Here is a 12,847-nt window from a genome sequence, read left to right on the forward strand (position 1 = left end):
TCGCTCCAGGGGGATTAGTAGAGCAGGGCCGCCAGGCGAGAGCGGGTGGGTGCCACTCGGGGGTCGTCGGTGCCGATGACCTCGAAGAGCTCCAGGATGCGTTCGCGGATCGTGTTGCGTCCCGGTGCGGGCTGCGCCGGGAACAGGTTCAGCAGGCGATCGAAGGCGTCTTCGATATGACCGCCCGACAAATCCAGGTCGGCGACCAGGAGCTGCGCCTCGAGGTCGTCGGGAGATGATGCCGCACCGTTTCGGATCTGGTCGATCGTCTTGCCCTGCAGCCGGGCGAGCAAGCTCACCTGGGCCAGGCCAGCTACGGCCATGGTGTCGTTCGGGTTTTGGGCCAGCGCCGTGCGGTATTCGTTCTGGGCGGTGGCGTAGTCGCCGGCTTCGATCGCCGTGTATGCCTCCAGGTGGTGCGGCGGCAGTGGCTCGTCGACCACGGGGACCGGCTCGGCGTCGACGGCCACGTCGGACGCCTCGGCCGTGCCCGTCACACCCTGCTGCGCGGCGAGCTCCAACACGCGGCCGAGCACGTCGCTGATTTGTTCCTCGGCGAGCGGGCCGTTGAAGAGCTGCACCGGCTGGCCCGTGATGACCGCGGCGACCGTGGGCACCGACTGTGCCTGGAACGCCTGTGCGAGCTGCGGGTTGGTGTCGATCTCGACCCGGGCGAGCACGAACTGACCGGCGAGACCGGTGATGAGCTTCTCCAACACCGTTATGAGCTGGGTGGAGGGTTCGCTCCACGACGCCCAGAGCGCGACGATAACCGGAACGCGGGAGGAGAGCTCGAGCAGCTCACCGAAATTGGCGTCCGTGCCGTCCAGCACGAGGCTTGGAACCGTGACAGCACCGATCGACGATGCATCACCGCCGGCGGGTGTGCCGGTCACGGGTGGGCCACCACCGGCGACCGGCGGCGTCCCGACGGGGGCACGGTTCACGAGAGAAGAGAGGTCGACCGCTCCGCGCAGGTTCGATCCGAGAGGGGGCATATTCGTCATGGAAGCTCCGCTGATGTGATGAGGCCCTGGGCGAAGCCCAGGAGCACGATTTTGTCGCTTGAACCGGCCGTGGGCACATAGAACAGCAGTTGGTCGCGGTAGGTATTCTGAAAGCCCTTAGCCGTGGTGGTGATGCCGGAAAGCGCCTTGGTAGCGAGGGCGTCAGCCGCCGGGCCCACCGTGGCGCCGGCATCGACGGGTTTGACCGTCTCGGTCTCCGTCATGCTGACGGAGACGATGCTGCCGGAGTCGTTCGTGGCCAGGGCGACGGTCTCGTCGCTGCCCGCCATGGCCGCGAAATCGATCGATGCGGTTGACGGCAGGGCGGCGATCTTGGCGGCGTTGAGGTCAGCGACCTGGATTCGGAAGTTGTCGCCCTCGCTCTCGAACAGTTCGTACGAGGGGCTCGCTTCGCCCTGCGTCAAAACGTCGGCGTAGGCGGCGGCCAGCTGGTCCGGTGGCAGCAACAGCAGCTTGTTGTCCGGGGCGATAGCGGGTGCACCGACGATGGCCGGAGCTGCCTTCGGTACGTGCGCCGATTGCTCCAACGCGAACAGGTAGTTCACCTGATAGTTGGCGCGCGGCGATTCCTGCTTGAGCATGACCGCCATCGTCGGAATGCTGGGATCGTTTTCGTCCTGAATGACGGTCATGACGACCCGCGGCCAGGAATTGGTCTGCTGTGGCAGCGTGAACGTGAGCGGGGCCGCCGGCAGTGCAACGAGCGGGGCGATGGCCGGGTCGACGGCACGGATCTTGTAGTTGGCCAGGCGCTGTTCCAGGGCCGGCCCGGTGAATCGCGTCGCGATGCTGTCGGTATTGAGGTTGGTATCGGCCTCCGCGCTGAGCCGCGAGATTTCACTCATGATCGTCTCCAGCTGAGAGACGGTCACGGCGGGCGGCGGCAGCTCGGCGGCAGCTTCGACCGAATCGGTGGATTGTGGCGTCGCGGTAGGGGTAGCGGTGGTGGTGCTGGCCGTACTGAGGTCGGGCCAGAGATCGGCCGAACAGCCCGTCAAGACGAGGCCGGAGACCACAATCATCGGCACGACGGCGACCCGGTGGGTGATTCCACGCCGCGATTGGGTGATTTGACTGGCCTTGATGGCCTTCGGTCGTGGGGCGCGAGGCAATCTGGGCATGCGGGGACCGCGCGGAAGGTTGCGGCGCGGCCGGCGGGAGCGACGCAGGTGCAGCAGGGCCAACACGTAGAGCACCAGGCCAGCCAGAAGCAGCACGGCACCACCGGCGAGGAGCGGGCCTGCCAACGGGGTGGAATTGTCTGAGGCCCAGGAGAGTCGGATGCTCGCGGGCGCCGGCTCGATCCCGTCCGAGGCGACGAGCACCGAGATACCCTCGGGCAGGGCCAGCGTGGTCGTCACGGATTTCGTGCCGGAGTATTCGTCGAGCCAGAGGTCTGAGCCGGCCGGATTCACGATCGCGGCGGCAGCATCCGGTGTTGCAGCAGCGCCCGACGTTCCGTTGGGATTGTCGGGAACAACGGCATCGGTGACGGTAGAGGTCAGTTCCCCGGTTTTCTCGCTGAGGCCGACGGTGGCGTACGCGTCGTCCCCGATCCAGGCGGCAACGTCTTCGGAACGCCCGTACGCGAGGAAGATGGCCCCGTCTCCGCGCACGTTGATGGTCTGGCTGCCCGTCGAGGCCGCCAGGGCGCTGGGATTGATCACGGTGTACTTCGCGTCACCGGTGACGGTCGAGCTCAAAGAGGTGAAAGCGGGTTCGAGAAAGATCGTTCGCTGCGCGATGCCGAGAACGATCATCACGGCAGCAAGAACGAGGGCCACGATGGCAAGAACAAAACGCACGTATCACCCTTCAGCATTTTTGCTGGTCGGTACTGTTCAGTCACTCTGGCTGACCCACGTGCCTGAAAATCCGCACGCACGGAGATCCTACGTTACTGCGTTCTCCTGAAAGGTGCCTAATAGCGCCCGCGTCCCCGTCGGTCGGTACGCGAAACCGAGCTGGGGCGGCAACGCACTAAAATTGTCCTGTTCCCCGTCATGCATGATCCATCGAGGGCCGGGGCCCCATTTGTGAGGAGTAACAATGTCTGACGACGAAGCTGATTTCACCCAGGTGTTTCGCGGCTATGACAAGGATGAGGTCACCAAGGCCGTCCAGTCGCTGCGACGCGAACTGATTCACGCCAACACTCAAAACGCAGAAGCCGGCCGGGAGATCAAACGGCTGACCAGCCGCATCGACGATCTCAATGCCGAGATCGAGGAGGTGGGGAGCCCCACGTTCTCCGGTCTCGGTACCAAACTGGAGAACACCCTTCGCGTCGCCGAGGAGCAGTCCACCCGCGTCATCGCTCAAGCCGATATCGACGCCGAAAAGCTGCGTGCCGCGACCAACGACGAGGTGCAGCTGCTTCGTCAGAACGCGCTGGAGCAGTCCGAACGCACTTTGTCCGATGCCGCCGTCAAGGCGCGCCGTGTACTCGATGACGTGCGCGTCGAAGCGGATGACTTGCGCGCTCGCGCCCAAGACGACCAGGCCCAGATCACCCAGGACGCGGTTCGCGATGCCTCACTGATTCGCGGCGCGGTCGCCACCGAGGCCGCCGAAGCGCGTGCCACGGTCAAGCGTGAGGTGGCGGCCATTCGCTCGGAGGCCGATCGCGAAGCAGCCGAAGTGCGTGTGGTCGCCCAGCGCGAGGCCACGGAGGCCCGTGAGATTGCGGCCGGACTGACTCGCGAGACCGAGCTGACCCGCGCCGAAGTGGCACTGGAACTCGATCAGCAGCGCGCTGATCTACAGCGGGAGACCGAGCAAGCGCGCGTCGATCTCGGCGCCGAGACCGAACAGGCTCGCGTCGATCTCGCCCGGGACAGCGAGCAGGCCCGGCTGGCCGGCGCCCACGAGGCGGATCAGGCGCGAACCCTGCTCGCCGCCGAGGTCGAGCAGGGTCGTATCGATCTGGCCCGCGAAATCGAACAGGCGCACGCGGTGACCGAGGTCGAACGTGAGCAGGCGCAGACTGACCTCGTTCGCGAGCTCGATCGCAAGCGTGCCGGCCTGGCCCGCGAGATCGAGCAGGCCCGTGCCGCTCTCACCGCCACGGGAGAGCAGGCCGGCGCCGACCTGGCCCGAGAAAACCAGCAGGCTCGTATCGACGCCGAGGCCGAGGCCGAACAGGCCCGCATCGATCTGGAAAACCAGCTCACCGCCACACGCAAGAAGGGTGAGCACGAGGCGGGTCGCCTGACCCGGGAGATCGATCAGTCCCGAGCCGACTTCGACGTTGAGCTGAAAGCGCGCCGCGACGAGGCCGAGCAGGACCATCTGGCCCGCCATCAGGAAGCTGTGGCGCAGACGCAGAAGTTTCAAGCGGATGCCGCCAAGCAGCTCATCGAGACGACGGAGCGCACCACCGAGCTGCGCACCCTCAACGAGCAACTGGATACCGGTGCGCGCGAGGAGGCCAAGGCGAACAAGGACCTCGCCGAAGAGAACGCCGCGCGCATTCTCAGCGACGCCCACTTCACCGCCACCACACTCGTCACCGAGGCGACGACGCGTTCGCGCGCCCTCGTCGCCGACGCCGAAGACCGGTTATCGCAGATTAGGATTGAGCGCGATGCCGTTGCCGGTTATTTCGAGAGCCTGCGCAGCGTTTTGACCCAGGCGGAACGGGTCACGGCCGAGTAATTCCCCACTCCTGGAGTCGACACGTGAAAATTCAAAATGCATTCCGGTTTGGCCTTGTGGGTACCCTGGGCGTCGGGTTGGGCCTACTGATCATCACCTCGGTGATCACCCTGCAGACGATCATCATCTATGTCGGGGCCGCGCTGTTCATCGCGCTTGGTCTAGACCCGGCCGTTTCCTGGTTGGAGAAGAAGAAATTCCCTCGCTGGGCTGCCATTCTGACCGTGGTGACGGCGGTGCTCGGCGTGCTCACCGCGGTGATCGTTGCGATCGTTCCGATCATTGTCGGCCAGCTGTCCAAGCTCTCCAACCTCATTCCGGAACTCGTTCGGGCAGTCAACAGCTCGACGTTCCTGACTGATCTCCAGAAGCAGTTCCCCGGCTTCGACATCGGACAGATCAGCAGGACGATTACCGATTTTCTTGGCGGAAACCTGACCAACATCACGGCCACGGTCGTTCAGTCGGGGTTGGCTTTTGTCAACGGCCTGTTCGGCGGTCTCATCATTTTGATTCTCACGCTGTACTTCACGGCCTCCCTGAACGCCATAAAGCGCGCAACTTACCAGCTGGTTCCAGCGTCCAAGCGGGAGCGCTTCACCGATATCAGCGAGCAGATCACCACGGCGGTCGGTCGGTACATCGTCGGGCAGGCAGCGTTGGCTTCCGTCAATGGCGTGCTGAGCTTTATCTTTCTGTCGATCATCGGGGCACCGTTTCCGGCCCTTCTGGCGTTCATCGCCTTTCTGCTGTCCCTGGTGCCGCTGATCGGTACCATTTCCGGCTCGGTCATCATCGTGCTGACCTGCCTGATCCCCGAGATTGGCAGTTCCCCGCAGACTGCCCTGGCCGCTGCTATTTATTACCTCATCTACATGCAGGTCGAGGCCTACGTGCTCAGCCCGAACATCATGAACCGGGCCGTCTCCGTGCCGGGCGCGGTCGTCGTGATCGCGGCTCTGGCCGGCGGCAGCCTGCTCGGCATTCTCGGCGCGCTCATCGCCATCCCGGTCGCCGCCTCGATTATCATGATCGTCAAACAGGTCGTCATCCCCCGCCAGAACGCGCTCTGACCGGTCTCGAGGCCGCGCGGCCGCGGCGCGCAGGACGCGTCTGGCTACGGCGCCGTCCACTCGGTGGGCAGCGGAAGCGCGCCGGGATTGACGGTGGCCACGATCTCGGTCAGTACTCGGCGGGTCAGGTTTTCACCGACCCACAGGTGTTTACCACCCGCGACTGCGACGAGACGGAGGTCGGGAACGCTCGTGAACCGCAGGCGGGCGGCATCCGGTCGCAGATAGTCGTCGAACTCGGGGATCATAGCCACCAGAGCCCGTTCATTTCCGGCCCACGCCGCCACCTCCTCAGCGGTCGTCCGGTGCAACGGCGGCGACAACAGGATGGCACCTCGGATCGGATGCTCCAGGCCGTACTTGAGCGCGAGTTCTGTGCCGAACGACCAACCGACCAACCAGGGATTGGGCAGCTCGCGCTCGGCGACGAAGGCCATCGCCGCAGCTACATCGGCCCGTTCGGTGAGTCCGTGGCCGAAATCGCCCTCGCTCGTGCCGCGGGGCGACGACGTACCGCGAGTGTTGAACCGCAGTACGGCCAAATCAGCCAGGGCGGGCAGACGGTTAGCTGCCTTACGCAGAATGTGTGAGTCCATGAAGCCGCCAGCGGTGGGCAGCGGATGCAGGGTCACAAGCGTCGCGACCGGTGCACGGCCGACCGGGGTCGCCAGTTCACCCACCAGGGTGAGCCCATCGCTGGTCTGCAGTTCGATGTGCTCGATGGTGGCGGGCAGTTCGATGGCCCCACGAATGTCAACCGGCAGAGTCACTGAGTCTCCTCATATCTCGGTGCGCGCTGGTGTACCAGGTGCGTCACTTGATTTTCCAACAGTGGTTATGCCAATGCCGCCGGTTGGACAGGTCGGCGGCATCGCCGAGTACCCCATCGCCGCGCCACGTTACGATGTGCGCTGTTCCCGGCACGATCTCGAGGGTGCAGCCGGGGCACAGGTAGGTTTTAACTGCCTGTTTGGCGGGAACCGGCTGCACGTGCCACAGCCCGTCCCGACGAACCTCACTGCGCCGCCACCCCGCTAGCAGGTGATTGAGGCCGACGGCTTCGTCGTCGTCCTGCTGCTTGGCTTTGCGGCCTCGGGGTCGATTGCTGCGCGCCATGGGTCCAGTCTAAAGTGCGGCCCTGCGGCCGAACGCCAGGTGGTGCCGGCGGGTAGTCAGTACCAGCCGGAGGCCTTGGATTTCTCCCACGCGCCGCACGGTGTACCGTAACGGCCGGTGATATAGCCGAGGCCCCATTCAATCTGTGTTCCTGCGTTCGTGGCCCAGTCTTCGCCTGCCGACGCCATCTTGGAGCCGGGGAGCGATTGTGGGATTCCGTAGGCGCCGCTCGACCCGTTCTGGGCGTTGACGCGCCAACCCGACTCTTTCTGCCAGAGCGAGACCAGGCAGTTGAACTGGTCCTCGCCCCATCCGCGGGCCGCGACGGCGTCGTAGGCGTAGGCCTGAGCTGACCCCGGATCGGGCACAGCGGCCGACGGCGCCGAGAAACTCGGCTTCTTCTTCTCGGCCGCGACGACAACCGGCACCGGTTTGGGCTTCTCGGTGACGACATAACCGTCCCGAGCGATGGTGTTGGTGTAACTGCCGGCTACGAGCACAGCCTGGGCCGGGCCACCATCGGTGGTGCTGCCGGCGATTTGAAAGTACGGCGATGCCGTAGCGCCCGAGTAGGGATCAACCACGGTGACGAGCACGAATGCGAACGCTGCGGTGAACCCGAACAGAAAGTGCGCCGACTTCACCCGAGGTCGGGTTCGAGAAACACCTGGACGGGTCTTGGCCGGAACAATGTCGATTACGTGCTGATGCCTACCCATTTGTCCCCGACTCTATCGCACAAATTTACTACTGACCACGTAGTGGTCGCCAACTCAGCGCACCGCGAGCATGACGTCGACAGCGCTGTCCAGCACGAGGTCTACCTGCGCCTCGCGGTATCCACCCCGCTCAGGGCGAAAGACGGCCGTGCGAACTTCATCGACAGTGAGCTCGTGACCGTGTCGGAAATGTTTCACCAATTTGTTGGCGAGACGGTCGACATCCGCTTTTTTATAGCCGACCGCCAGCACGCTCGCGCGCGTGAAACGCTGCCCGGGCGGGCGGCTGAGTCGGGCGACGAGCACGTTGGCCGCGCTTTCGGCGTCCGCCATCCAGGCCTGCTCTCCCCCGGCGCGCGTCGCCTGATCTCGTTCCCTTGCCGCGAAGGCGTCTTCGAGTCTTTCCAAGGCCGCATCAACGTGATCGGGAGAGTAACCGTCCTTGTGCATCGCGAAGGCCGTGTGGCGGATGCCCTCAGCCGTCAGGGCCGCACTGCCACGGCTTGCTTTCGTCTCGACCTTTTGGTGATCAGCAGTAGGAAAGACCCTGGTGTCGTCAGGGACCGACGCCCCGGATACCGTTCGGTTGGGCTCGCCGCTGGCGGCAATGGTATCGACGGATTCGACGACACCGGTATCGGCGTCGAGCTCGTCGTCGTCGGGTTGGTCGTAGGCACGCCGAGCCGCATCCAGAAATGTTTCGACCTGGGTGACGTTATAACCGAGAGACTTACGGCCCACTCGGGGAAATATGGTGCTCATAGCCTCTTGTCTCGTACGGAGTTTGTGGGGGAAAAATCGTTCTGGCTCACGCGAAGACCAGGTAGAGCGCGTATGCGGCAGCGGCCGACGGCAAGATCGAGTCCAGTCGATCCAGAAAACCGCCGTGACCGGGCAGCCACGAGCTCATGTCCTTGATGCCGAGGTCACGTTTGATGAGCGATTCGGCCAGGTCTCCAAAGGTGGCGGTCAGTAGGATGACCGCTCCAAAGATCAATCCGAACCACCACGCCTGGTCGAGCATGAAAATTGATAACAGGACGCCGGCAATCATGCAGATCAGCCCGGCACCGATAAAGCCCTCCCATGTTTTCTTGGGGCTGATCGAGGGCGCCATCGGATGCTTGCCGAAATTGAGCCCGCTCACGTATGCGCCGGTATCCGCCGAAATGACCAGGATCAGGAAGGCGAGGGTCCACCATTGACCGTGCGGCTGAGCGACGAGCAGTACGGCGAAGCTGGCGAGAAAGACGACGTAGACCTGAATCAGGATGCCGCCACCCACGTCCCCGACGATGGAACGGGCCGAGGCTCGATGGGACGTAACCACGAGCAGGGCCAAACGCCACAGGCCGATCAGCACGATGCCGCCGAGCATGACCAGCCATTGGCCGATCGCTCCGCCGTAGAACGCGGCCGGGACGATCGCGACCGCGGAGACAATCACGGGGATGCGCGGCACGTTTCGCCCGGCGTGCCTCAGGGCCTGGGCCAGTTCGAAGGCGCAGAATCCCACGATCACGACCGCGAAGATCATGAAGAGTTCTTTGATGATGATGAGGCTCACGAGCATGGCGCCGCCGAGCACGAGTCCGATCAGGATGGCCAGAATAAGGTTGCGCCCGGTGCGGGCCTCGATGCGCTCGTTCGTCGCGTCGAGTTGGGCCCGGGTCGCCTGCACCTGGCGTTCAAAATCAGCCTTGGTGTTCTGCACCTGACGTTCGAAATCAGCGCGGGTCGATTTCACCTGCGCCCGGAACTCGGCGCGACTGACGCCGTGACCGCGTTTATGCGGCTGATCGTTCCCCGGTTTCTCGGTCATCTGATCGTTCCCTAGATCTCGAGGAGTTCGGCTTCCTTGCGCTTGAAAGCGTCGTCAATGCCGTCCACGTGGCTCTTGGTGATCAGTTCGAGCTCTTTTTCGGCGCGACCCACCTCGTCGTCGCCAACCTCGCTCTTGAGCGCATCGAGCTCGTCTTTGGCCTTACGGCGAATATTGCGCACCGAGATGCGGGCATCCTCCGCCTTGGCCTTGACGATCTTCACGAATTCCTTGCGGCGTTCCGTGGTGAGTTCGGGCAGGGTAGCCCGGATGGTGGTGCCGTCGTTGCCGACGTTGGCGCCGAGGTTCGGGGTATCGCGGATGGCGATCTCAATGTCGCGCAGCGCGGACTTGTCGTAGGGACCGATCAACATGGTGCGCGCTTCCTGGTTTTGCAGCGACGCGAGCTGTTCCAGCGGGGTGAGCGTGCCGTAGTAGCTCACCAGGATCTTCGCGAACATCTGCGGGTTGGCGCGGCCGGTTCGCACGGTGCCAAAGTCGTCTTTGGCGGCCTCGAGGGCCCGGTTCATGCGCGCAGTGGCGTCGGAAAGAACATCCGCGATCACGGTGACTCCTTTATTGGTGGTGGAACAATTCTAGTTGGAGACGCGGGTGCCCAGATCGGTGCCGAGGATGGCCGCGGTGACGTTGCCCTCGGGCGCCATGCCGAACACCTGCATGGGCATGTGGTTGTCCATGCACAGGCTGAACGCGGTGGAGTCGACCACCTTGAGGCCGCGCTGCAGGGCCTCCAGATAGGTGATGTGGTGAATCTTCTGAGCATCCGGGTTGGTGCGCGGGTCGTCGGAATACACGCCGTCCACGCCGTTCTTCGCCACGAGCACCACATCGGCGTCGATTTCCAGGGCACGCTGCGCGGCCACCGTATCGGTCGAGAAGTAGGGCAGTCCCGCTCCAGCACCGAAGATAACAACGCGGCCCTTTTCCAGGTGCCGTTCGGCGCGCCGCGGAATGTACTGCTCGGCGACCTGGGTCATCGAGATGGCGGACTGCACGCGGGTTTCGGCACCGGCCTGTTCCAGAAAGTCCTGCAGGGCGAGGGCGTTCATGACGGTGCCGAGCATGCCCATGTAGTCGGCGCGTCCGCGGTCCATACCGCGCTGGGAGAGCTCGGCGCCTCGAAAGAAGTTGCCGCCGCCGACGACGATGGCCACTTCGACCTGCTTGGCACCCTCGGCGATCTCCCGGGCCAGTGAGCTGACGACATCGGGATTCACACCCACGGCGCCGCCGCCGAAGGCCTCACCGGACAGTTTGAGAAGCACCCGTCGTTTCTTCACGACCGCGGTCGGGTTTATCGGGCTGGTGTGGGGCATGGGCGAGCTGGCCGTGTCAGTCATGTCGTGCGGGGCCTTCCGAGAGGGAGTACTACCAAACTACCGAGTGCGCGCGCATACCCCACCGGGGCACACACACAAAACGGAGGCCGGATCGCTTTCGCAATCCGGCCTCCGTCATTTTTTGTTAGGCGCCGACCTTGAATCGGGCAAAGCCCGACACGGTCAGTTTTGCGTCGTCGAGAACCTTCGCGACGGACAGCTTGTTGTCCTTGGCGTAGTCCTGTTCGAGCAGTGCGACCTGCTTGAGGTAGGCCTTGACGCGTCCCTCAACGATCTTGGGCAGTGCCGCTTCCGGCTTGCCCTCGTTCTTGGAGATCTCGGTGACGATCTTGCGCTCGGTCTCCACGAGGTCAGCAGGAACATCGCTCGCCGCGAGGTACTCGGGGTTGGCGAACGAAATGTGCTGGGCTACGCTGCGCGCGGTTTCCACGTCGGCTCCCGAGAAGCCGAGAACAACGCCAACCTGCGGAGGCAGGTCCTTGCTGGTCTTGTGCAGGTAGATCGAGAACAGCTCGCCGTCGACAGCAGCGACACGGCGAAGTTCGAACTTCTCGCCGATGATGGCGGCTTCGCCGTCGATGAGCTCCGCAACGGTCTGGGTTCCGGCCGATGCGGCCAGTCCAGCCTCAACGTCGCGTGCGCCAGCAGCGGCGATCGCGTCGAGAACCTTGTCGGCCAGGACGACGAACTTGTCACCCTTCGCGACAAAGTCGGTCTCGCAGGCAAGCTCGATCATGAACGCGGTCGTGCCGATTTCCTTGGCAGCGACGAGTCCCTCCGAGGTGGAGCGGTCGGCGCGCTTGGCGTTGCCCTTGGCACCCTTGAGACGCAGGATCTCGATGGCCTTGTCCATGTCGCCGTCAGCTTCAACGAGGGCATTCTTGGTGTCGACCATTCCGGTGCCGAGGTTCTCGCGAAGAGCCTTGACGTTTTCGAGTGTGAAGTTTGCCATCCGGGTTCCTTACTTGGTCTCGTCTGCAACAACGGTTGTGTCGTCAGCGACGGCAGCCAGTACGGCAGCAACGTCGGTGTCGGCGACAGCGTCGGCGATGGTGGACTCTGCAACGACGGCCTCGTCGGCGACGACAGTAGCGTCGGCAACCTTCTCGGTTTCGGCAGAGGACTGCGCAGGGGTGGTCTCGACGTCGGTGGCCTGGAGCAGTTCAGCTTCCCACGCAGCGAGGGGCTCGACTTCGGCCTCCGGCTTGGCGTGACGCTGGATGAGTCCCTCGGCTGCGGCGTCCGCGATGATGCGGGTCAGCAGGCCAACGGAGCGGATGGCGTCGTCGTTGCCCGGAATCGGGTACTGCACGTCGTCGGGGTCGCAGTTGGTGTCGAGGATCGCGATGACGGGGATGCCGAGCTTGCGCGCCTCGTCAATGGCGAGGTGCTCCTTGTTGGTGTCCACAACCCACAACGCCGACGGGGTCTTCGTGAGGTTGCGGATGCCGCCGAGGCTCTTGTGCAGCTTGACGAGCTCGCGCTTCTTGATGAGCATTTCCTTCTTCGTGAACCCGCTCTTAGCGGTGTCCTCAAAGTCGAGCTCTTCGAGTTCTTTCATGCGGGCCAGACGCTTGGAAACGGTCTGGAAGTTGGTGAGAAGTCCACCGAGCCAGCGCTGGTTGACGTAGGGCTGGCCCACGCGCTGCGCCTGCTCGGAGATGGATTCCTGGGCCTGCTTCTTGGTGCCGACGAAGAGGATGGTGCCGCCGTGGGCAACCGTCTCCTTGACGAAGTCATAAGCCTTGTCAACGAACCCGAGCGACTGCTGCAGGTCGATGATGTAGATGCCGGAACGCTCGGTGAAGATGAAACGCTTCATCTTCGGGTTCCAACGGCGGGTCTGGTGCCCGAAGTGCACGCCGCTGTCAAGCAGCTGGCGGATGGTTACGACGGCCATGTGCCGTACTCCTGTTCTGATGCGGGCTGGAAACCCACACCAATCGGTTTGTGCAATGATCGGTCGATCATTGCTCCTGGTGCCCGGCGCACGTCCGCCCTGTGACACGAAGATTCTCGTGAGACGGGACCGATTGAACGTGGCGGCCAAATGGGCACGCGTAGTCAGCGC

Annotated in this window: 13 protein-coding genes; 2 read left to right on the forward strand and 11 right to left on the reverse strand. The window is 63.8% G+C overall.

Annotation, left to right across the window (positions count from 1 at the left end; genetic code table 11):
• Positions 1-14: 14 nt before the first annotated feature.
• Both E3N85_RS15395 and E3N85_RS15400 read right to left on the reverse strand, forming a co-directional pair.
• Positions 15-1,007, reverse strand: a complete 993-nt coding sequence (locus E3N85_RS15395) for a tetratricopeptide repeat protein (protein ID WP_134464747.1) — start codon at positions 1,005-1,007, stop codon at positions 15-17.
• Positions 1,004-2,833: a hypothetical protein gene (locus tag E3N85_RS15400; RefSeq protein ID WP_134464749.1), complete on the reverse strand. Its 1,830-nt coding sequence runs from the start codon at positions 2,831-2,833 to the stop codon at positions 1,004-1,006. Before E3N85_RS15400 ends, E3N85_RS15395 begins: the two co-directional genes overlap by 4 nt.
• 244 nt (positions 2,834-3,077) lie before the next feature.
• Here E3N85_RS15400 and E3N85_RS15405 point away from each other — a divergent pair, with 244 nt between their 5' ends.
• Together E3N85_RS15405 and E3N85_RS15410 are read left to right on the forward strand one after the other, a co-directional pair.
• The gene (locus tag E3N85_RS15405; protein WP_134464751.1) at positions 3,078-4,685 is read left to right on the forward strand and encodes a hypothetical protein; all 1,608 of its coding nucleotides are present in this window, start codon (positions 3,078-3,080) and stop codon (positions 4,683-4,685) included.
• 23 nt (positions 4,686-4,708) lie between these two features.
• Positions 4,709-5,758, forward strand: coding sequence for an AI-2E family transporter (locus E3N85_RS15410; protein ID WP_134464753.1), 1,050 nt, complete (start codon positions 4,709-4,711; stop codon positions 5,756-5,758).
• A gap of 44 nt (positions 5,759-5,802) precedes the next feature.
• On the opposite strand, the gene E3N85_RS15415 is transcribed toward E3N85_RS15410, so the two are convergent.
• The 9 genes from E3N85_RS15415 to rpsB form a co-directional block, all read right to left on the reverse strand.
• On the reverse strand, positions 5,803-6,522 hold the full coding sequence (locus tag E3N85_RS15415; protein ID WP_134464900.1) for an alpha/beta hydrolase: 720 nt from the start codon (positions 6,520-6,522) through the stop codon (positions 5,803-5,805).
• A gap of 49 nt (positions 6,523-6,571) precedes the next feature.
• On the reverse strand, positions 6,572-6,874 hold the full coding sequence (locus E3N85_RS15420) for a hypothetical protein (RefSeq protein ID WP_134464755.1): 303 nt from the start codon (positions 6,872-6,874) through the stop codon (positions 6,572-6,574).
• Between the two features lie 56 nt (positions 6,875-6,930).
• Positions 6,931-7,593, reverse strand: coding sequence for a lytic transglycosylase domain-containing protein (locus E3N85_RS15425; protein ID WP_241978553.1), 663 nt, complete (start codon positions 7,591-7,593; stop codon positions 6,931-6,933).
• Positions 7,594-7,647: 54 nt separating this feature from the next.
• Entirely contained in the window at positions 7,648-8,355 is a 708-nt protein-coding gene (locus E3N85_RS15430) for a DivIVA domain-containing protein (RefSeq protein ID WP_134464757.1), read from the reverse strand.
• A gap of 46 nt (positions 8,356-8,401) precedes the next feature.
• Positions 8,402-9,415 (reverse strand): phosphatidate cytidylyltransferase, encoded by a 1,014-nt coding sequence (locus tag E3N85_RS15435; RefSeq protein WP_134464759.1) that lies wholly within the window; start codon positions 9,413-9,415, stop codon positions 8,402-8,404.
• An 11-nt stretch (positions 9,416-9,426) separates the two neighbouring features.
• Entirely contained in the window at positions 9,427-9,981 is a 555-nt protein-coding gene (gene frr / locus E3N85_RS15440; protein WP_134464761.1) for a ribosome recycling factor, read from the reverse strand.
• Between the two features lie 30 nt (positions 9,982-10,011).
• Complete coding sequence (pyrH, locus tag E3N85_RS15445; RefSeq protein ID WP_134464904.1) at positions 10,012-10,752, reverse strand: UMP kinase; 741 nt, start codon at positions 10,750-10,752, stop codon at positions 10,012-10,014.
• A 148-nt stretch (positions 10,753-10,900) separates the two neighbouring features.
• The gene (gene tsf, locus E3N85_RS15450; protein WP_134464763.1) at positions 10,901-11,728 is read right to left on the reverse strand and encodes a translation elongation factor Ts; all 828 of its coding nucleotides are present in this window, start codon (positions 11,726-11,728) and stop codon (positions 10,901-10,903) included.
• Positions 11,729-11,737: 9 nt separating this feature from the next.
• Positions 11,738-12,676 (reverse strand): 30S ribosomal protein S2, encoded by a 939-nt coding sequence (rpsB, locus tag E3N85_RS15455; RefSeq protein WP_134464765.1) that lies wholly within the window; start codon positions 12,674-12,676, stop codon positions 11,738-11,740.
• Positions 12,677-12,847 lie beyond the last annotated feature (171 nt).

This window comes from Cryobacterium sp. Hz9 (assembly GCF_004402825.1).
GTDB classification, from domain to species: Bacteria; Actinomycetota; Actinomycetes; order Actinomycetales; family Microbacteriaceae; genus Cryobacterium; species Cryobacterium gelidum.

What these genes read in the sequence shown, in the direction of transcription:
- E3N85_RS15430 (WP_134464757.1), bottom strand. Translation starts at nt 8,355, where the DNA reads ATGAGCACCATATTTCCCCGAGTGGGCCGTAAGTCTCTCGGTTATAAC.
- E3N85_RS15405 (WP_134464751.1), top strand. Translation starts at nt 3,078, where the DNA reads ATGTCTGACGACGAAGCTGATTTCACCCAGGTGTTTCGCGGCTATGAC.
- E3N85_RS15425 (WP_241978553.1), bottom strand. Translation starts at nt 7,593, where the DNA reads ATGGGTAGGCATCAGCACGTAATCGACATTGTTCCGGCCAAGACCCGT.
- E3N85_RS15420 (WP_134464755.1), bottom strand. Translation starts at nt 6,874, where the DNA reads ATGGCGCGCAGCAATCGACCCCGAGGCCGCAAAGCCAAGCAGCAGGAC.
- E3N85_RS15395 (WP_134464747.1), bottom strand. Translation starts at nt 1,007, where the DNA reads ATGACGAATATGCCCCCTCTCGGATCGAACCTGCGCGGAGCGGTCGAC.
- tsf (WP_134464763.1), bottom strand. Translation starts at nt 11,728, where the DNA reads ATGGCAAACTTCACACTCGAAAACGTCAAGGCTCTTCGCGAGAACCTC.
- E3N85_RS15435 (WP_134464759.1), bottom strand. Translation starts at nt 9,415, where the DNA reads ATGACCGAGAAACCGGGGAACGATCAGCCGCATAAACGCGGTCACGGC.
- pyrH (WP_134464904.1), bottom strand. Translation starts at nt 10,752, where the DNA reads ATGCCCCACACCAGCCCGATAAACCCGACCGCGGTCGTGAAGAAACGA.
- rpsB (WP_134464765.1), bottom strand. Translation starts at nt 12,676, where the DNA reads ATGGCCGTCGTAACCATCCGCCAGCTGCTTGACAGCGGCGTGCACTTC.